General features: G+C 64.1%; 16 protein-coding genes and 2 pseudogenes. 15 read left to right on the top strand and 3 right to left on the bottom strand.

The window, feature by feature from the left end; translation table 11 throughout:
- Positions 1–5: 5 nt before the first annotated feature.
- Together rsgA and LJB71_RS13035 are read left to right on the top strand one after the other, a co-directional pair.
- Positions 6–1,115 carry a ribosome small subunit-dependent GTPase A gene (gene rsgA, locus LJB71_RS13040; protein WP_114961122.1) on the top strand — a complete coding sequence of 370 codons (1,110 nt, stop codon included), beginning with the start codon at positions 6–8 and terminating at the stop codon, positions 1,113–1,115.
- A pseudogene (locus tag LJB71_RS13035) lies at positions 1,102–2,359 on the top strand (flavohemoglobin expression-modulating QEGLA motif protein). The gene rsgA and the pseudogene LJB71_RS13035 overlap by 14 nt, the downstream one beginning before the upstream one ends.
- Here LJB71_RS13035 and LJB71_RS13030 read toward each other — a convergent pair.
- Positions 2,358–2,489 (bottom strand): annotated as a pseudogene (locus tag LJB71_RS13030) (IS5/IS1182 family transposase); the annotation flags it as partial. The pseudogenes LJB71_RS13035 and LJB71_RS13030 overlap by 2 nt on opposite strands.
- A gap of 794 nt (positions 2,490–3,283) precedes the next feature.
- Here LJB71_RS13030 and LJB71_RS13025 point away from each other — a divergent pair.
- The 5 genes from LJB71_RS13025 to LJB71_RS13005 are packed head-to-tail and all read left to right on the top strand — an operon-like array spanning position 3,284 to position 8,028.
- The gene (locus LJB71_RS13025) at positions 3,284–4,474 is read left to right on the top strand and encodes a hypothetical protein (RefSeq protein WP_259304513.1); all 1,191 of its coding nucleotides are present in this window, start codon (positions 3,284–3,286) and stop codon (positions 4,472–4,474) included.
- Positions 4,471–5,166, top strand: a complete 696-nt coding sequence (locus LJB71_RS13020) for an RHS repeat domain-containing protein (protein WP_259304512.1) — start codon at positions 4,471–4,473, stop codon at positions 5,164–5,166. The genes LJB71_RS13025 and LJB71_RS13020 overlap by 4 nt, the downstream gene beginning before the upstream one ends.
- A complete protein-coding gene (locus tag LJB71_RS13015) occupies positions 5,051–6,688 on the top strand; it encodes a hypothetical protein (protein WP_259304511.1) in 1,638 nt (545 codons plus the stop codon). Before LJB71_RS13020 ends, LJB71_RS13015 begins: the two co-directional genes overlap by 116 nt.
- Positions 6,669–7,592 carry an RHS repeat-associated core domain-containing protein gene (locus tag LJB71_RS13010; protein ID WP_259304510.1) on the top strand — a complete coding sequence of 308 codons (924 nt, stop codon included), beginning with the start codon at positions 6,669–6,671 and terminating at the stop codon, positions 7,590–7,592. Before LJB71_RS13015 ends, LJB71_RS13010 begins: the two co-directional genes overlap by 20 nt.
- Complete coding sequence (locus LJB71_RS13005) at positions 7,558–8,028, top strand: hypothetical protein (protein ID WP_259304507.1); 471 nt, start codon at positions 7,558–7,560, stop codon at positions 8,026–8,028. Before LJB71_RS13010 ends, LJB71_RS13005 begins: the two co-directional genes overlap by 35 nt.
- Positions 8,029–8,094: 66 nt before the next feature.
- Here the strand turns inward: LJB71_RS13005 and LJB71_RS13000 are convergent, their stop codons facing one another.
- Positions 8,095–8,469: a helix-turn-helix transcriptional regulator gene (locus LJB71_RS13000; RefSeq protein ID WP_259304506.1), complete on the bottom strand. Its 375-nt coding sequence runs from the start codon at positions 8,467–8,469 to the stop codon at positions 8,095–8,097.
- A 141-nt stretch (positions 8,470–8,610) separates the two neighbouring features.
- Between LJB71_RS13000 and LJB71_RS12995 the strand changes: the two genes are divergently transcribed.
- The 4 genes from LJB71_RS12995 (at position 8,611) to LJB71_RS12980 (ending at position 13,530) form a co-directional block, all read left to right on the top strand.
- On the top strand, positions 8,611–10,305 hold the full coding sequence (locus LJB71_RS12995) for a hypothetical protein (protein WP_259304509.1): 1,695 nt from the start codon (positions 8,611–8,613) through the stop codon (positions 10,303–10,305).
- 162 nt (positions 10,306–10,467) lie between these two features.
- Positions 10,468–11,439, top strand: a complete 972-nt coding sequence (locus LJB71_RS12990; RefSeq protein WP_259304504.1) for a tyrosine-type recombinase/integrase — start codon at positions 10,468–10,470, stop codon at positions 11,437–11,439.
- Between the two features lie 1,022 nt (positions 11,440–12,461).
- Entirely contained in the window at positions 12,462–13,094 is a 633-nt protein-coding gene (locus tag LJB71_RS12985) for a hypothetical protein (protein ID WP_259304508.1), read from the top strand.
- Positions 13,060–13,530, top strand: a complete 471-nt coding sequence (locus LJB71_RS12980; protein WP_259304507.1) for a hypothetical protein — start codon at positions 13,060–13,062, stop codon at positions 13,528–13,530. Before LJB71_RS12985 ends, LJB71_RS12980 begins: the two co-directional genes overlap by 35 nt.
- A 66-nt stretch (positions 13,531–13,596) precedes the next feature.
- Here the strand turns inward: LJB71_RS12980 and LJB71_RS12975 are convergent, their stop codons facing one another.
- Complete coding sequence (locus LJB71_RS12975; protein WP_259304506.1) at positions 13,597–13,971, bottom strand: helix-turn-helix transcriptional regulator; 375 nt, start codon at positions 13,969–13,971, stop codon at positions 13,597–13,599.
- A gap of 141 nt (positions 13,972–14,112) precedes the next feature.
- Between LJB71_RS12975 and LJB71_RS12970 the strand changes: the two genes are divergently transcribed.
- The 4 genes from LJB71_RS12970 (at position 14,113) to LJB71_RS12955 (ending at position 18,931) form a co-directional block, all read left to right on the top strand.
- The gene (locus tag LJB71_RS12970; protein ID WP_259304505.1) at positions 14,113–15,918 is read left to right on the top strand and encodes a hypothetical protein; all 1,806 of its coding nucleotides are present in this window, start codon (positions 14,113–14,115) and stop codon (positions 15,916–15,918) included.
- Between the two features lie 50 nt (positions 15,919–15,968).
- Entirely contained in the window at positions 15,969–16,940 is a 972-nt protein-coding gene (locus LJB71_RS12965; protein ID WP_259304504.1) for a tyrosine-type recombinase/integrase, read from the top strand.
- A gap of 968 nt (positions 16,941–17,908) precedes the next feature.
- Positions 17,909–18,256 carry a hypothetical protein gene (locus tag LJB71_RS12960; RefSeq protein WP_259304503.1) on the top strand — a complete coding sequence of 116 codons (348 nt, stop codon included), beginning with the start codon at positions 17,909–17,911 and terminating at the stop codon, positions 18,254–18,256.
- A gap of 351 nt (positions 18,257–18,607) precedes the next feature.
- Positions 18,608–18,931, top strand: a complete 324-nt coding sequence (locus tag LJB71_RS12955; RefSeq protein WP_259304502.1) for a hypothetical protein — start codon at positions 18,608–18,610, stop codon at positions 18,929–18,931.
- Positions 18,932–19,060 lie beyond the last annotated feature (129 nt).

Below are 19,060 nucleotides of genomic sequence, written 5' to 3'. Positions count from 1 at the left end.
CCTGCATGACGCCGCCTGCCGCGCTCTCCGCGATCGGCTGGCGCTGGACGCCCGCCACCCTGCCGCCAGACTGGACGGCATTGATGGCATCGCACCCGCAGGCGCGCCCGGCGCGGATCGTGGAGCAGCACCGCAGCGGCTATCGGGTGGCCGAGGCGCCGGAGCAGGCGCAGCCGGCCGAATCGCTGCCGGAATGGCAGCGCGCCGGCAGCTACCGCAAGGGCGAGCTGGCGCCCGAGCAGCGCCCCGCGGTGGGCGACTGGGTGCTGGTGGAAGGCCATGCGCCGAAGTCGCTGCGGATCGTGGCGCTGCTGCCGCGGCGGTCGGCGATCAAGCGCGGCGCCGCCGGCGAGCATTACCGCCAGCAGGTGATCGCCGCCAACATCGACACCGCGTTCGTGGTCTGCGGGCTGGATGCCGATTTCAACCCGCGCCGGATCGAGCGCTACCTGCTGCTGGTGGCCGGTCACGGCGTGCAGCCGGTGGTGGTGCTGACCAAGGCGGACAAGGACGCCGCCGATCCCGAGACGGCGCGGGCCCAGCTCGGCGGTCTGGAGGTGCCGGTGCTGGCGCTGAACGCGAAGGACCCGGCCAGCGCGGCGCTGCTGCAGCCCTGGCTGCAGCCCGGGCATAGCGTGGTGCTGGTGGGCAGTTCCGGGGCCGGCAAGTCCACCCTCACCAACACCCTGCTCGGGATCGAGAAGATGAAGACTGGCGCAGTGCGCGCGCACGATGCGCGCGGCCGCCACACCACCACCCATCGTGCGCTGATCGCGCTGCCGTCCGGCGCCTGCCTGATCGACACGCCGGGGATGCGCGAACTCAAGCCGACCGGCGAGGAGGCCGTGGCCGAGAGCTTTTCCGACATCGAGGCGCTGGCCGCGCAGTGCCGCTTCCGTGATTGCCGGCATGCGCGCGAACCCGGTTGCGCGGTGCGCGCCGCGGTCGAGCGCGGCGAGCTGGACGGCCGCCGGGTGGCGAATTTCCTCAAGCTGTCGGCGGAAGTGGCCGGCGCCGCCGACCGCCTCGCGCAGCGGCTGGCGCAGAAAGCCGAGGCGCGCACGCCGGGCAAGCCCGCGCGCCGGCCGCCGGAGCGCCCGCATGGCCGGCGCTGACGCGATCGCCCACCACGCAGCGCTGGATGCGCGGCTGGCGCGGGCGGCCAAGCCGATCCGGCTGCTCAGCTTGGCCAGCTGGCCGGCCAGCGAGCAGCAGGCGTTCCTCGCCGGGTGGGCGCGCGGCAACCCGCAGCTGCCGCGGTACCAGTATCCGAGGCTGGATTTCGCAGAGGCACGGCGCGAGCTGTCGGCCATCGCCGCCGCCGCCGATCCCACCCATCCGCTCGGCCAGTACCTGGTCGAATCGGCGCAGGGCTGGGTGCTGGCGGCCGAGCTGCTGGAGCACCTAGGCACGCCGCAGGTGACCGACCTGTCGATCGCCCTGTTCGGCACCCCCCGACCAGGCGCTGCCGGGCGGCGCCACCACCCGCGAGGCGGCCAACCACTTCCTGCGCGTGGCCGACGAGCTCGACCGCGAGCTGGTAGCCGACGCGCAGGAGGTGGAGGTCTCGGCCGAAGCCCTGGCACTGCGCCTGCAGTCCGCGCTGGACGAGTTCTTCGGCGGCCGCGTGATCGCGGTGGAGCTGGACCCGGATCTGATCGCCAAGGCCGCCGCCGGCGCCAGCCGGATCCGCCTGCGCGCGGGCGCGGCGTTCTCCGACTACGACTACCAGCAGCTGCTGCAACACGAGGCCTACGTGCACTCGCTGACCGCGCTGAACGGCCAGCGCCAGCCCAACCTGCCCAGCCTGGCGCTGTCCTCGCCGCGGATCACCGCCACCCAGGAGGGGTTGGCGGTATTCGCCGAGCAGATCACCGGCAGCATCGATATCGAACGCCTCAAACGCGTCAGCCTGCGCATCGAGGCGGTGGCAATGGCGCTGGAAGGCGCCGACTTCGTGCAGGTGTTCCGCTATTTCCTCGAATCCGGGCAGAGCGAGGTGGAAAGCTTCACCTCCGCCCAGCGCGTGTTCCGCGGCGTGCCCACCACCGGCGGCGCGGCGTTCACCAAGGACACCGTGTACCTGCGCGGGCTGATCGGCGTGCACACCTTCTTCCGCTGGGCGCTCAAGCAGGGCCGCCTGCGCCTGTGCCGGCGCCTGTTCGCCGGCAAGATGACCCTGGCCGACGTGCAGCGCTTCGAGCCGCTGTTCGACAGCGGCGACCTGCTGGAACCCACCTGGCTTCCGGCCTGGGTGGCGCGCGCCAGCGCCCTGGCGGGGATGCTCGCGTTTTCCTCGTTCGCCAGCCGCATCCGGCTGGAACAGCTGGGCACCGATGGCGGCGTGCTCGATGTTTAGGGTAATGCGGCGCGATCGGCGCCAGCAGCGCATGCCACAGCACCACCTGCTCGATCTCAATCAGAAACACCTTGCGCCGTGTCTGCTGGCGAAGCCCCAGCGCTTCGGCGTCACCGAATCTCAGTGGCATCGATTGGTATCCCGATCGCGTTGTGCTACCGTCGCTGGCGGGGAGTTCAGGTTTCCTTGAACAGGTTGGCGGGGACGCAGCCTCAAGTTTATGGCTGCCAGCTTGAATCGAGTGGGAATTTTTATGGGACATGTGATTATGAATTCCTTGGCTAGGCGAACTTTTATCGCGGCGGCGATTGCTTTTGCCGGACTATCGCATGCGGGAGATACTACTACATATCCCGCTGAATACTGGCGGCACATACAGCAAAGGAGCCTCATTCAGGCAGCCCAGGATCAGTTCGGGGATCGAGTTGATTTGAATTCTGGAAGTCTGGAGATCGTACAGACCGATGTGGTATTGCCGGGTATCGGTCCTGATATGCGAGTGGGCCGTCGTTATCGCCCTAGCGATGCTTATGGTGAAGGTCTGTTTCGATACTGGGATATTGATTTGCCTCATATCCATGGCACATTTTCTGCATCCGTTGGGTGGCCGGGTTGGGGTGCGAGGGGGCGCGTTGTTCGCAGTTTTCCGCGCCCCCCGATGTCGTCGTTCAGGGTGGTTCTTTCAGCGCAGACGAGTATTGGAGTGGTAGCTTTCTTTATTTGCCCGGGGAAGGGGAGCAGGAATTGCTGGAAAGGGCGGGTGCGCCTGCCCCGAATGATGGGAAAGTTTATCCAGTTGTGACCAAATCTGGCAATGCCATACGCTGCGTCCCGCTTGCGCAAACGAGTGAGTCTAGCGCTGTTGGTGGTGAAGGTTTCGAAGTTGTAGATACGAAAGGCACTATTTACACTCTCAATCAATACGTGTCCCGCTATGAGCGCACTTTGAGTAAATCATATCCTGATCCGGTTTTGTCGTTGACGGCCGGCGCGGTTGGGTCGTCCGGATTTGGGCAGCTCGTGGAAAAAGAAAGTGCGAGCATCTATAACTTTGGAAATGGCGGGAATCGGCAGTTGTCGGCAGGCTATAATCTGCCACGTAAAGAAATTTTGCTGTATCCAACAAGGGTGACGGATCGCTTTGGAAACAGTGTCAGATACATATGGAATCCGGCCAATCCCTGGCAACTCCTGAGGATTGAGGCTGATGATGGGCGTCATCTGGACTTCACTTATCTGAGCGGCACAAGTGCGCGCGTCAGTAAGATCACGGATGGCAGTCGCACTTGGGTCTACTCGTATACTTCCGATCTTGGCTGGACTGACAGTCCTGACACATTGACTTTACCTGATGGCTCTGTCTGGGTATACCGGCTGGCTCGGCTCAGTCTGGCAAGTCCAGGTCTGTCCACTTCGTGCGATAGCGCTAGCACTCCGAATCGGTCTGTCTACACGGGAAGCATTACTGCTCCATCTGGAGCGACCCTGACCATAGCAATGCAGCAGGTATTGTTTGGTAGATCGGGCGTTTATCGCGAATGTATTAAATTGCTTGATAATCAAGAATATCCGGTGGAGCCTTATCTGTTTGGCGGCTTTGCGGTTATATCGAGAACTATCACTGGTCCGGGGTTGCTGGCGGCTGGTCAAGTCTGGAATTACAGTTATGGGCCACCCAATAACTGTTGGATAATTCCGCAAGGTACAGTTGGCGGAGGTGTCGCATGCAGTAGTGATTCGCCATCGACGCGAACGGTTGCTGTCACGGATCCCGACGGTCATGTGACGCGGCACACTTTTGGCAACCGCTACAAAGTCAACGAAGGGTTGCTGCTAAAGACAGAATATGGCTGGAATGGCGCTGCAGCTGAGCGCACAGTGACAATTGACTACGCTGATCCCGAAGCGGCACCTTATGCCCCATCAAACGGGCGGAGCCTTCGCCACATGGGCGATTACGACATTACCGGGTTTTTGCGTCCACAGCGCCAAGTGACGGTGGTGCAGCAAGGTCAAACATTCACTTGGCAAGTGGCTGCCGACTGCAGTGGGATGCCGTACTGCTTTGACACACTGGCCCGGCCGACCAAAATCGTCAAGTCGAGTACGCCATGAAGAAGACTGGTATTGCTTTTTCTGCGTGTTTACTAGTCACGGGCGGGCTGTGCAGTGGCACTGCTGCGGCGCAAACCTACCGCCGCACGGAACTCATTTCCTACCACGACAACACCAGCAAATGGGTTCTCGGCCAAACCGCCAGCGTGACCTGCATTGCTTCGGTGCCGGCCAGTGCCAGTTGCGACGGCGATGATGTGATGTCGCAGACGGCCTACGATCCCGCGACGGCGTTGCCGGTGGCCACGTATGCGTTCGGTAAGCTGCAATCGGCGATGACGTACAACGCGGACGGCACGTTGGCCACATGGCGCGATGGCCGTGGCAATGTCACGACGTTCGGCGGCTGGAAGCGGGGTATCCCGCAGTCGATCCAGTATGCCGACGGAACCTCCCAGTCGGCAGTCGTGGATGACAATGGCTGGATTGTGTCGGTCACCAATGAGGCGGGAAGCAAGACCTGCTATGGCTATGACCCGATGGGGCGAGTGTCGTCGATCACCTATCCCTCGGAAGCGGTGGCGGGGGGTCTGCGATACGACGGCGTGGGCGCCGACCAGCCGCAGCTTCGTGCAGGTGAATGCCGACGAATACGGGATTGCGGCCGGTCACTGGCGCCTGACCGAGGCCACGGGCAATGCGGTCAAGGCGACGTATTACGATGCGCTGTGGCGGCCGCTACTGGTGCGTGAGTACGATGCTGCCGATGTGCAGGGGACGCAGCGGTTTACCCGTATGGCTTACGATGTGGACGGGCATGTGGTGTTCCAGTCCTACCCATCCACATCTAGCACCCCGACGACCGGCACATGGACGGAATACGACGCCCTGGGGCGGGTGACATCGGTGGCGCAGGACAGCGAGCAGGGGCTGTTGGTGACCACCACGGAGTATTTGCAGGGGTTCCAGACCCGGGTCACCAATCCGCGGGGGTTCCAGACGGTCACCAGCTATCAGGCCTATGACCAGCCGACGACGGACTGGCCGGTGGCGATCAGCGCACCGGAGGGGCAGCTGACGACGATCACCCGCGATCCGTACGGCAAGCCGCTGGCGATAGCCCGCGGGTCCACGGTCCGGACATATGGTTATGACAGCCAGCAGCAGCTATGCCGCAGCGAGGAACCGGAGACGGGGACGACACTGTATACGTACGATGCGGCGGGCAATCTGACGTCCACGGCGGCGGGGCTTCCGGCGGGCACGGCCTGCGGCACGCCGACCACGCGCACGGTGAACCGCAGCTACGATGCACGCAACCGGCTGGTTGGGTTGCAGTTTCCTGACGGCAATGGCGACCAGACCTGGACCTACACGCCCGACGGTTTGCCGGCGGTGGTGACCACGGCCAATGCCGGGTCCAGCGTCACCAACACCTACAGCTACAACCGGCGGCGTCTGCTGACGGCGGAGACGATGACGCCGGACACGCTGCTGCCCGCGCGCACGCTGGGGTACGGGTATGACCGGCAGGGGCAGGTGGTGGTGGAGACCTACCCGGACGCGGCGACGGTGCGCTATACCCGCAACGCGCTGGGCCAGGTGACGGCGATCACCACCCAGCTGGACGGAGGGGCGGAGCAGCCGACGGTGAGCGCGGCGCGGTACTATCCCAACGGCGCGCTGGCGCAGTTCACCTATGGCAACGGGATCGTGCACACGATGACGCAAAATGCCCGCCAGCTGCCGGCGCGCAGCACGGACGGGGCGGTGCTGGACCTGGGGCTGGCGTATGACGGGAACGGCAATGTGAGTGCGATCACCGACGGCACGGCCGGCGGTCGGCAGACGCGCAGTCTTGGGTATGACGGGCTGGACCGGCTGGTGACGGCCACCTCGCCGATGTTCGGGGCGGCGGCCTATGCGTATGACGCGCAGGACAACCTGATGCGGGTGCAGGTGACCGGCGGCCGCCAGCCGCGGGATCACTATTACTGCTACAACGCGCGCAACCAGCTGGAGTTCGTGCGCAGCGGTCCGGACTGCAACGGCAGCCCGGCGGTGATGGCGCTGGGGTACGACGCGCAGGGCAATCTGGCGTTCAAGAACGGCAGCACGTACGGGTTCGATGACGGCAACCGCCTGCGCCGCGCCGCTGGCCAGGGGGTATCGCTACGACGCCCAGGGCCGGCGGGTGCGCAGCGACGTGGGCGGGGTGCAGCGCAGGTACAGCTTCTACGCGCAGGACGGGCGCTTGCTGTGGCAGCGCGATGAGGTGGCGGGCACGCGCAGCGTCAACGTGTACCTCGCAGGCAGCCTGGTGGCGGAGTACCGCCGCCCGCTGTCCGGTGCCAATGCGAGCGTGGGCTTTTTGCACACCGACCCGCTGGGCAGCCCGATTGCCAAGACCGATGCCGCCGGCGCGGTCATCGAGACCAGCGAGTACGAGCCCTACGGCCTGCTGCTGAACCGCGCCAACGACGACCGCCCCGGGTACACCGGGCACGTGATGGACAGCGCGACCGGGCTGACGTATATGCAGCAGCGCTATTATGATCCACAGCTGGGAATCTTCGATAGCGCCGATCCCGTCAGTGCGACGAGCGTCGGTGGGAACTTCAACCGGTACTGGTACGCCAATAACAACCCCTATCGTTTCTTCGACCCGGATGGGCGGCAATCAATCGAATACGGCCCAAAGGCGATCCCGCTTTCCTCTTACAGTGAGGAGGTTCTTCGTCAGAACATGCGCGCTGCGGGCGTTTCCGGCATGACGGTAACAAGCACGTACAGGTCACCCGAGAATCAGGCTAGGGTGATGTATCAAAATACTGAAAAGTACGGCGTCAAACATCAGATGAAGTTGTATGGCGCATCTGGTAGAGAGGTTATTCAAAGCTACGCCGACGCAAAGAAGGAAGGTCTGAACCGCGGCGATACGATTGCGAAGATGGCTGGCGTTATTACCAACCAGATGGAGGGTAATCCGGACTTGTACAAGCACTCGCAAGACCCGGCCAAGATGAATACCGCAGATATAAGCCCGGCTAGCGTGAAAGGAAGCCAATCTTCTTTGATCAACGAGTTCAAGTCGGACTCCAGAATAAGCAACGTACTCACACCTCCCAAGGACCCTGCTATCCATGTGGAAATCCCGCAGAAAAAAGAGCCTCGCTGAAGGCATCATCTTGGCAGCCACTCTTTTAAGCATCTCCAATGCATCGGCTGCAGGAGGGGATTGCTTATTCAAGGAGCAGGCGAAGGTGAAGCCGGCGAGCACGGTTGCTGAAACTCATGGGAGTGAGTTCAGCAGTTACATGCTTAAAAATGGCATATACATTCACGTCAACTCGTGGTCCTGTTCTAGGCTCGGTAAGCGATTGCTGATCGTGGTTCCACAAGAAGAAGATTCGGCATCCGGTGTCACAAAAGCCGCTCTCCCTCTTGTAGACAAGGAATTGCGCGATTGGTTAAGGGAATCGATAGCGGCTTCTCGGCACTCAGAGAGTTTCACGAAAGAGGTCGAGGTTGCAGGATATGAATCGGTGAAGTTCTCAGTGAGCCGAGACATGTTCTCAGCCATATATATCGTTGAGTACTACACGTCGGATTAGCGATGACGTTGCAGTTGCTCGTTCATTGACCACAAGCCCCGCTCCGGCGGGGCTTGTTGCTTATGGTCACTGATGCGCCGCGATCACCGAGTCGATCAACTGGGTGATGACACGCTGCTTGGCCGGCGGCAGGGCTTCGATCTGTTCGAGCTGCTGCCTGATCTTCTTCTGTGGCCCGCGCTTCTTCGGCGCGGCGGTCGGGGTCGGTGTGGCGTCCTGCGCGACCAGTGCATCGAGCGTGGTCTGCAAGGTTTGCGCGATCACCGGTAGCAGCGACACCGGCACGCGCCGCCGGCCCTTCTCGAACGAGTTCATGGCCTGCTGCGAGACGCCCAACGTCTCGGCCAGTTCGACCTGGGTGATGCCCTGCGCCTTGCGCTGGGCGGCGATGCGTTGGCCCAGGGCGATGAAGAAGGCGCGCTCGTCGTCGGAAATGGCCATGCCGTGCGGGTGGGGAGCGTGGATGTTGTGCATACGGTAGGCCCGGTTTTTGGTGTGCTTGCCTGCAATCTCCGAAACGGAGTATATTCGTTTTGAGGTTTTTCTTCCAAAAACCTCTTGACACGTTTTGGAGACCCCGCGATGGCCGTGACCCCGGAAACGTCTGCCCTGTCCGCCCCGCTGCCTGCGCCGGCAGCGGACACCGCCCAGCTGGTCGGCGAGGACGACATCCGCTTTACGCGCGGCCCGCGCAGCTACCGGGTGCGGGGGCTGGCGCGGAACCTGTCGGCCGAGGTGTTGAAGGTGACGTTGCGGGTGTCGGCGGGCGATCACCTGCATCTGGATACGCTCGACCTGTATCAGGCCCGCGCCCGTGGCGCGTTCGTGAAGGCGGCGGCGCTGGCGCTGGGCGTGCCGGAGACGACGATCACGGGCGACCTGACCGCGCTGCTGCTGGCCTTGGAGCCGCTGCAGGAGGCGGCGATCCGGGGCGCGTTGCAGCCGGACACGACGACGGCGCTGCCGGCGCTGACCGAGGCCGAGGAAGCCGCAGGCCTCGCCCTGCTGCGCGCTCCAAACCTGGTCGAACGCATCGTCGCCGACGTGGCCGCCATCGGCGTGATCGGCGAGGACACGAACGCGCTGGTGGGCTATCTGGCGATGGTGTCGCGGCTGCTGGATCGGCCCCTGGCCATCCTGATCCAGTCCACCAGTGCGGCGGGCAAATCGACGCTGATGGAGGCACTGCTGTCGTTGTTGCCGGAGAGCCAGCGCGTGCATTACTCGGCGATGACCGGGCAATCGCTGTTCTACCTGGGCGAGAAGGACTTGAAGCACAAGGTGCTGGCGATTGCCGAGGAAGAAGGCGTGCGCCAAGCCGCCTATGCGTTGAAGCTGCTGCAGTCGCAGGGCGAGTTGACCATCGCCAGCACGGGGAAAGACCCGGCGACCGGGAAGCTGGTGACGGCGGAATACCGGGTGGAAGGCCCGGTGATGCTGTGCCTGACCACCACGGCCATCGACATCGACGAGGAATTGTTGAACCGCTGTCTGGTGCTGACGATCAACGAGACCGCCGAACAGACCGCCGCGATCCAGCAGCGGCAACGGCAGGCGCGCACGTTGGCGGGCTTGCAGGCGCGGGTGCGCGGCGATCACGTGCTGGCGGCGCACCGCGCCGCGCAAACGCTGTTGCGTCCGCTGGCCGTGGTCAACCCGTTCGCCGAGGAACTGACCTTCGCCTCGGATCGGGTGCGGTTGCGGCGCGATCACGTGAAGTACCTGGCGCTGATCGACGCCATCGCCTTGTTGCACCAGCACCAGCGGAAAGTGCGCACGCTCGACGTGGACGGTGCGGCGGTCGAGTACATCGAGGTCACGCGTGAGGACATCGCGCTGGCGAACCGGCTGGCGCATGCGGTGCTGGGCCGGTCGCTGGACGAGTTGCCGCCGCAGACGCGGCGGGTGCTGGCCGCGCTGGATGCGTGGGTGAGCGCGCAGGCGGCGTTGCAGGGCCTCGACCGGCCCGCGGTGCGCTTCACCCGGCGCGGCGTGCGTGGGGCGCTGGGGTTGTCGGACACGCAGCTGCGCGTGCACCTGGAACGGCTGGTGGCGCTGGAATACGTGCGCCTGCACAGCGGCCAGAACGGCAGCCTGTACACCTACAGCCTGATCTTTGACGGGGCCAGCGACCGCGATGCGCCGCAACTGATGGGCCTGCGCGAGGGCCCGACCTTGCGGGGTCAAACGCCGACCTTGCGGGGTGCGACCCCCGACCTTGCGGGGACCTTGCGGTCACCTTGCGGGGACCCTGCGGCCCCCCTCGCGGGGTGGTGAATCCGCCGAAATCCCCTTGAAAACAGCGGCCCGCGCCCGTTCGGCACCGTCCGCACCGGCAAACGCACGTAGCAGGACGACCCGCCACAACGGCGCGGCGGTGACGCCATGAAGCCGCTGCGAATGCCCGGACGGCCCACGGCGCGGTCGGAGGAACTGGCGGTGATCCGCACCCCCGACAGCGTGGCGGCGTGGATCCACCGCTATCTGGACGCGCTGGCGGTGCGCCAGATCCGGGAGCCGGGCTTGAAGCAGCGCAAATCCCAACTGGCGCACTTCAACGCCTGGTGCGTGGAGCGCGGCATCGAGCGGCCACACGACGTGACGCATGCGCACATGGAAGCCTTCCAGACGCATCTGTTCCGTTACCGGCGGGCCAACGGCGTGCCGCTGTCGGCCAGCGGTCAAAGCCACATCCTGGGCCAGGTGAACACGTTCTTCGGCTGGATGGTGAAGCATCGGCACCTGCCATCGAACCCGGCGGCCGACCTCGATCTACCGCGCGTGCCGAAGGGGCTGCGCGATCCGATGACGCTGGCCGAGGTTGAGGCGGTGCTGGCGCTGCCCGATCTGGCCTATGCGCAGGGGCTGCGCGACCGGGCCATCCTGGAACTGTTCTACGCGACCGGCGTGCGCCGGTTCGAGTTGTGCGCGCTGAACGGGGCCGACATCGATCGCGAGCGCGGGACGCTGCATGTGCGGCGTGGCAAGGGCGGCAAGGGCCGGTTCGTGCCGCTGGGCGAACGGGCACTGGCGTGGCTGGACAAGTACGAGCGCGAGGCGCGACCGGCCTTGCTGGACGATCCAAACGAACCGGCCTTGTTCCTGAACCCGCAGGGCAGCCGCTTGTCGGTGAACTCGATGAGTTGGCGCATCCGCCAGTACCTCGACGCCGCCGGGGTGACGAAGGAAGGGGCATGTCACCTGTTCCGGCACACGATGGCGACGGCGATGCTGGACAACGGCGCGGACGTGCGCCACGTGCAGGAGATGCTGGGGCATGCCGACATCACCACGACGCAGCGGTACACGCACGTGTCGATCGGCAAGCTGAAAGCCGTGCACGCGGCCACGCACCCGGCGGCGCAGTTGTTGCACGACCGCGGGCGTGAGGGCTTGGAGGACGCGGGCTAGCGGGCACGCGGCGGGAACACAACCGAAGAAACACCGATGCGATGACCTGAACACGGTCTATTGCAGGATAGGCCGTTGCCGGGATGTGTAAACACAACGCGAACCCGCGCCGGCTCGGCTTAACCGCTGCGCGGTTCAAGCCGAAGCCGGATCGCTGCGCCGAACCTTCTGGCAAGCGGACACGAACAGCAACAGCGTCGCTCCGCCGAACAGGGCCGCAATCGGAACGGAAATCGAGTCGGTCAGCGCCCCGCTGCGCGGCGCGCTGGGCGGTACTTGTCCGGGGGTAAATCGCCTTCGGCGATTTAACATAACGCTGCGTTACGCAAACCGCCGCGCTGTCACGGCGCTTGCATAGCTGCAAGGGGCCGTGGCGTGTTCGCAGGCAAGCGCCGCGCCAGCGCGGCGCTTCGCGTAACAAGCGTTCATGTCTGGCGCCCCCGGAAGAGCAAGAGCCAGATCAAGTAACCGTGGGTGTGGGCGCGTGTGCTGCGCACACCCGCCCACGGCATGTTGATGCGCCGCTTCGCGTCGCGTGTGCGCGTGCTGCCGCACGCCCACACAGCTGCGTGCGCGCTGCGCGCCCACGCCTGCGACCGGATCGTCTGCGGGCGGCTCGGCTTAACCGCTGCGCGGTTCAAGCCGAAGCCGCTTCGGGGCTCCCGTGTTCCTTCGGGTGGCTCGCCGCGTTGCGCGTGGAGGCAGCGCGTCGCTTCGGCCAGGTCATCGGCCACGCGCCGGTCAGCAGGGAGGAAGTGTCATCGCGCCCCGAACATCGCCGCCCTGGAACGCGGATCGGCGCCGGCCAGGGCGCGAGGAAGAGCGTCGCCGTCGGGGCTCCGCCCCGACACCCCGTTAGCGGGCCTACCCCTTCCCCTGCTGACCCGAATGTCGCCGGAGCCGACACACGATCCCGGCTGAAGCCGAACCGGATAATCGGGACGCGGCGAACCCCTGCTTGACGCCGCCGTGCTGCCGGTCGAAAGTCGCATCAAGGGACTTCGACGAGGGGCGGAAACCGCGTGTCAGGGCTGTTGGCCATCGCAGAACCGCGCCGCATCAAGGCAGCGCACCGTCGGCGATGGAAAGCCGCGACGGGTCACAGACCTTACGCCAATAACAACCCCTATCGTTTCTTCGACCCGGATGGGCGGCAATCAATCGAATACGGCCCAAAGGCGATCCCGCTTTCCTCTTACAGTGAGGAGGTTCTTCGTCAGAACATGCGCGCTGCGGGCGTTTCCGGCATGACGGTAACAAGCACGTACAGGTCACCCGAGAATCAGGCTAGGGTGATGTATCAAAATACTGAAAAGTACGGCGTCAAACATCAGATGAAGTTGTATGGCGCATCTGGTAGAGAGGTTATTCAAAGCTACGCCGACGCAAAGAAGGAAGGTCTGAACCGCGGCGATACGATTGCGAAGATGGCTGGCGTTATTACCAACCAGATGGAGGGTAATCCGGACTTGTACAAGCACTCGCAAGACCCGGCCAAGATGAATACCGCAGATATAAGCCCGGCTAGCGTGAAAGGAAGCCAATCTTCTTTGATCAACGAGTTCAAGTCGGACTCCAGAATAAGCAACGTACTCACACCTCCCAAGGACCCTGCTATCCATGTGGAAATCCCGCAGAAAAAAGAGCCTCGCTGAAGGCATCATCTTGGCAGCCACTCTTTTAAGCATCTCCAATGCATCGGCTGCAGGAGGGGATTGCTTATTCAAGGAGCAGGCGAAGGTGAAGCCGGCGAGCACGGTTGCTGAAACTCATGGGAGTGAGTTCAGCAGTTACATGCTTAAAAATGGCATATACATTCACGTCAACTCGTGGTCCTGTTCTAGGCTCGGTAAGCGATTGCTGATCGTGGTTCCACAAGAAGAAGATTCGGCATCCGGTGTCACAAAAGCCGCTCTCCCTCTTGTAGACAAGGAATTGCGCGATTGGTTAAGGGAATCGATAGCGGCTTCTCGGCACTCAGAGAGTTTCACGAAAGAGGTCGAGGTTGCAGGATATGAATCGGTGAAGTTCTCAGTGAGCCGAGACATGTTCTCAGCCATATATATCGTTGAGTACTACACGTCGGATTAGCGATGACGTTGCAGTTGCTCGTTCATTGACCACAAGCCCCGCTCCGGCGGGGCTTGTTGCTTATGGTCACTGATGCGCCGCGATCACCGAGTCGATCAACTGGGTGATGACACGCTGCTTGGCCGGCGGCAGGGCTTCGATCTGTTCGAGCTGCTGCCTGATCTTCTTCTGTGGCCCGCGCTTCTTCGGCGCGGCGGTCGGGGTCGGTGTGGCGTCCTGCGCGACCAGTGCATCGAGCGTGGTCTGCAAGGTTTGCGCGATCACCGGTAGCAGCGACACCGGCACGCGCCGCCGGCCCTTCTCGAACGAGTTCATGGCCTGCTGCGAGACGCCCAACGTCTCGGCCAGTTCGACCTGGGTGATGCCCTGCGCCTTGCGCTGGGCGGCGATGCGTTGGCCCAGGGCGATGAAGAAGGCGCGCTCGTCGTCGGAAATGGCCATGCCGTGCGGGTGGGGAGCGTGGATGTTGTGCATACGGTAGGCCCGGTTTTTGGTGTGCTTGCCTGCAATCTCCGAAACGGAGTATATTCGTTTTGAGGTTTTTCTTCCAAAAACCTCTTGACACGTTTTGGAGACCCCGCGATGGCCGTGACCCCGGAAACGTCTGCCCTGTCCGCCCCGCTGCCTGCGCCGGCAGCGGACACCGCCCAGCTGGTCGGCGAGGACGACATCCGCTTTACGCGCGGCCCGCGCAGCTACCGGGTGCGGGGGCTGGCGCGGAACCTGTCGGCCGAGGTGTTGAAGGTGACGTTGCGGGTGTCGGCGGGCGATCACCTGCATCTGGATACGCTCGACCTGTATCAGGCCCGCGCCCGTGGCGCGTTCGTGAAGGCGGCGGCGCTGGCGCTGGGCGTGCCGGAGACGACGATCACGGGCGACCTGACCGCGCTGCTGCTGGCCTTGGAGCCGCTGCAGGAGGCGGCGATCCGGGGCGCGTTGCAGCCGGACACGACGACGGCGCTGCCGGCGCTGACCGAGGCCGAGGAAGCCGCAGGCCTCGCCCTGCTGCGCGCTCCAAACCTGGTCGAACGCATCGTCGCCGACGTGGCCGCCATCGGCGTGATCGGCGAGGACACGAACGCGCTGGTGGGCTATCTGGCGATGGTGTCGCGGCTGCTGGATCGGCCCCTGGCCATCCTGATCCAGTCCACCAGTGCGGCGGGCAAATCGACGCTGATGGAGGCACTGCTGTCGTTGTTGCCGGAGAGCCAGCGCGTGCATTACTCGGCGATGACCGGGCAATCGCTGTTCTACCTGGGCGAGAAGGACTTGAAGCACAAGGTGCTGGCGATTGCCGAGGAAGAAGGCGTGCGCCAAGCCGCCTATGCGTTGAAGCTGCTGCAGTCGCAGGGCGAGTTGACCATCGCCAGCACGGGGAAAGACCCGGCGACCGGGAAGCTGGTGACGGCGGAATACCGGGTGGAAGGCCCGGTGATGCTGTGCCTGACCACCACGGCCATCGACATCGACGAGGAATTGTTGAACCGCTGTCTGGTGCTGACGATCAACGAGACCGCCGAACAGACCGCCGCGATCCAGCAGCGGCAACGGCAGGCGCGCACGTTGGCGGGCTTGCAGGCGCGGGTGCGCGGCGATCACGTGCTGGCGGCGCACCGCGCCGCGCAAACGCTGTTGCGTCCGCTGGCCGTGGTCAACCCGTTCGCCGAGGAACTGACCTTCGCCTCGGATCGGGTGCGGTTGCGGCGCGATCACGTGAAGTACCTGGCGCTGATCGACGCCATCGCCTTGTTGCACCAGCACCAGCGGAAAGTGCGCACGCTCGACGTGGACGGTGCGGCGGTCGAGTACATCGAGGTCACGCGTGAGGACATCGCGCTGGCGAACCGGCTGGCGCATGCGGTGCTGGGCCGGTCGCTGGACGAGTTGCCGCCGCAGACGCGGCGGGTGCTGGCCGCGCTGGATGCGTGGGTGAGCGCGCAGGCGGCGTTGCAGGGCCTCGACCGGCCCGCGGTGCGCTTCACCCGGCGCGGCGTGCGTGGGGCGCTGGGGTTGTCGGACACGCAGCTGCGCGTGCACCTGGAACGGCTGGTGGCGCTGGAATACGTGCGCCTGCACAGCGGCCAGAACGGCAGCCTGTACACCTACAGCCTGATCTTTGACGGGGCCAGCGACCGCGATGCGCCGCAACTGATGGGCCTGCGCGAGGGCCCGACCTTGCGGGGTCAAACGCCGACCTTGCGGGGTGCGACCCCCGACCTTGCGGGGACCTTGCGGTCACCTTGCGGGGACCCTGCGGCCCCCTCGCGGGGTGGTGAATCCGCCGAAATCCCCTTGAAAACAGCGGCCCGCGCCCGTTCGGCACCGTCCGCACCGGCAAACGCACGTAGCAGGACGACCCGCCACAACGGCGCGGCGGTGACGCCATGAAGCCGCTGCGAATGCCCGGACGGCCCACGGCGCGGTCGGAGGAACTGGCGGTGATCCGCACCCCCGACAGCGTGGCGGCGTGGATCCACCGCTATCTGGACGCGCTGGCGGTGCGCCAGATCCGGGAGCCGGGCTTGAAGCAGCGCAAATCCCAACTGGCGCACTTCAACGCCTGGTGCGTGGAGCGCGGCATCGAGCGGCCACACGACGTGACGCATGCGCACATGGAAGCCTTCCAGACGCATCTGTTCCGTTACCGGCGGGCCAACGGCGTGCCGCTGTCGGCCAGCGGTCAAAGCCACATCCTGGGCCAGGTGAACACGTTCTTCGGCTGGATGGTGAAGCATCGGCACCTGCCATCGAACCCGGCGGCCGACCTCGATCTACCGCGCGTGCCGAAGGGGCTGCGCGATCCGATGACGCTGGCCGAGGTTGAGGCGGTGCTGGCGCTGCCCGATCTGGCCTATGCGCAGGGGCTGCGCGACCGGGCCATCCTGGAACTGTTCTACGCGACCGGCGTGCGCCGGTTCGAGTTGTGCGCGCTGAACGGGGCCGACATCGATCGCGAGCGCGGGACGCTGCATGTGCGGCGTGGCAAGGGCGGCAAGGGCCGGTTCGTGCCGCTGGGCGAACGGGCACTGGCGTGGCTGGACAAGTACGAGCGCGAGGCGCGACCGGCCTTGCTGGACGATCCAAACGAACCGGCCTTGTTCCTGAACCCGCAGGGCAGCCGCTTGTCGGTGAACTCGATGAGTTGGCGCATCCGCCAGTACCTCGACGCCGCCGGGGTGACGAAGGAAGGGGCATGTCACCTGTTCCGGCACACGATGGCGACGGCGATGCTGGACAACGGCGCGGACGTGCGCCACGTGCAGGAGATGCTGGGGCATGCCGACATCACCACGACGCAGCGGTACACGCACGTGTCGATCGGCAAGCTGAAAGCCGTGCACGCGGCCACGCACCCGGCGGCGCAGTTGTTGCACGACCGCGGGCGTGAGGGCTTGGAGGACGCGGGCTAGCGGGCACGCGGCGGGAACACAACCGAAGAAACACCGATGCGATGACCTGAACACGGTCTATTGCAGGATAGGCCGTTGCCGGGATGTGTAAACACAACGCGAACCCGCGCCGGCTCGGCTTAACCGCTGCGCGGTTCAAGCCGAAGCCGGATCGCTGCGCCGAACCTTCTGGCAAGCGGACACGAACAGCAACAGCGTCGCTCCGCCGAACAGGGCCGCAATCGGAACGGAAATCGAGTCGGTCAGCGCCCCGCTGCGCGGCGCGCTGGGCGGTACTTGTCCGGGGTAAATCGCCTTCGGCGATTTAACATAACGCTGCGTTACGCAAACCGCCGCGCTGTCACGGCGCTTGCATAGCTGCAAGGGGCCGTGGCGTGTTCGCAGGCAAGCGCCGCGCCAGCGCGGCGCTTCGCGTAACAAGCGTTCATGTCTGGCGCCCCCGGAAGAGCAAGAGCCAGATCAAGTAACCGTGGGTGTGGGCGCGTGTGCTGCGCACACCCGCCCACGGCATGTTGATGCGCCGCTTCGCGTCGCGTGTGCGCGTGCTGCCGCACGCCCACACAGCTGCGTGCGCGCTGCGCGCCCACGCCTGCGACCGGATCGTCTGCGGGCGGCTCGGCTTAACCGCTGCGCGGTTCAAGCCGAAGCCGCTTCGGGGCTCCCGTGTTCCTTCGGGTGGCTCGCCGCGTTGCGCGTGGAGGCAGCGCGTCGCTTCGGCCAGGTCATCGGCCACGCGCCGGTCAGCAGGGAGGAAGTGTCATCGCGCCCCGAACATCGCCGCCCTGGAACGCGGATCGGCGCCGGCCAGGGCGCGAGGAAGAGCGTCGCCGTCGGGGCTCCGCCCCGACACCCCGTTAGCGGGCCTACCCCTTCCCCTGCTGACCCGAATGTCGCCGGAGCCGACACACGATCCCGGCTGAAGCCGAACCGGATAATCGGGACGCGGCGAACCCCTGCTTGACGCCGCCGTGCTGCCGGTCGAAAGTCGCATCAAGGGACTTCGACGAGGGGCGGAAACCGCGTGTCAGGGCTGTTGGCCATCGCAGAACCGCGCCGCATCAAGGCAGCGCACCGTCGGCGATGGAAAGCCGCGACGGGTCACAGACCTTATGCCAACAACAATCCTTATCGGTTTACCGATCCGGATGGACGCCTTGCAGCAGGAGAAGACCCCGCTGACAAAGAGCGTCGAATGGATGAAGCTCGAAGATCTCAAGAAGAAAGAGCCCAACGCGATCGACAGGAGCGTACAAGAACGTCAGGGCGAATTAATATCCCAAGATTCTGCGAAAGTCGCGCCGATTGCGCCGCAATAGCTGCACAGGAAAGCTACTCAAATGGCGAAATTTCCAGGGAGCAGCTTGATGATGTCTATGAGGCACAAGGATATGGAGCGCTAGCCGGAGTTGCGATAGTTGGTGCGGTTGTGAGTGGTCGCTACGTCGCTAAAAATACTTCCGTGGATGGACCGAGTGCAGGCGTATGGCATGCAAATGGAAGGGTGGCAGGGTTAAGATGGAAAGAAAGTCAGTGGGGAGTGAGGCTCGATTTTCATCCCCTCAAAGGGTCATCAGGTACGCCAATTCTTCATTTGAATATTGGCCCGCTCGGTAGAGGTGAGGCCGGTCATATAGTCATCTTCGATCCTCGATGGCTCAGGGGCGGAAATGGAAATTGAAGAAAAAATTAGACTGCTGGCCACTCTTCTTGCCCCACTGGCAACATTCCAGCCTGCGAACAAGGCTGAGCTTAAGAGATGGAACAGTATGGCGTTTCGCGTAGAGCAGGAACTGCTTAAGCAGGGAGGATTGGCTTCAGATATTCCCCATTTCTTATGGCACTACCTGGCTGACGCAGATGTCCGCATGAAAAGCAAACCTTATCGGGAATTGCAGCAAGCTCAGATGGAGATTCTTTGTTCGCGTCTTCACGAGGGAGTCATGCCGTCTGATAATGATCTGCAATTACGAAAACAAGCACATACGGAATAACGGGGAAAACAGAGGTCACCATTTCGCCGCTCGTGTCAACAGGCACGAAAAAGATTCTCCCGCTCCCGGGCTGAAGGTATCGCCTTGACCTGTCCACCGGCTTCCGTTGTGTTCGTGGTCGAGGCGGGA

It is taken from the genome of Thermomonas sp. S9 (assembly GCF_024704365.1).
Lineage (GTDB): Bacteria > Pseudomonadota > Gammaproteobacteria > Xanthomonadales > Xanthomonadaceae > Thermomonas.
Note: the sequence above shows the minus strand (reverse complement) of the source record. Positions and strands in the feature narration are given on the sequence as shown.

Excerpts from the sequence above, each read along its gene's own strand:
- rsgA (WP_114961122.1), top strand. The coding sequence starts at position 6 with ATGACGCCGCCTGCCGCGCTCTCCGCGATCGGCTGGCGCTGGACGCCC.
- LJB71_RS12980 (WP_259304507.1), top strand. The coding sequence starts at position 13,060 with ATGTGGAAATCCCGCAGAAAAAAGAGCCTCGCTGAAGGCATCATCTTG.
- LJB71_RS13020 (WP_259304512.1), top strand. The coding sequence starts at position 4,471 with ATGAAGAAGACTGGTATTGCTTTTTCTGCGTGTTTACTAGTCACGGGC.
- LJB71_RS12975 (WP_259304506.1), bottom strand. The coding sequence starts at position 13,971 with ATGGCCATTTCCGACGACGAGCGCGCCTTCTTCATCGCCCTGGGCCAA.
- LJB71_RS12970 (WP_259304505.1), top strand. The coding sequence starts at position 14,113 with ATGGCCGTGACCCCGGAAACGTCTGCCCTGTCCGCCCCGCTGCCTGCG.
- LJB71_RS12955 (WP_259304502.1), top strand. The coding sequence starts at position 18,608 with ATGGAAATTGAAGAAAAAATTAGACTGCTGGCCACTCTTCTTGCCCCA.
- LJB71_RS13005 (WP_259304507.1), top strand. The coding sequence starts at position 7,558 with ATGTGGAAATCCCGCAGAAAAAAGAGCCTCGCTGAAGGCATCATCTTG.
- LJB71_RS13000 (WP_259304506.1), bottom strand. The coding sequence starts at position 8,469 with ATGGCCATTTCCGACGACGAGCGCGCCTTCTTCATCGCCCTGGGCCAA.
- LJB71_RS12995 (WP_259304509.1), top strand. The coding sequence starts at position 8,611 with ATGGCCGTGACCCCGGAAACGTCTGCCCTGTCCGCCCCGCTGCCTGCG.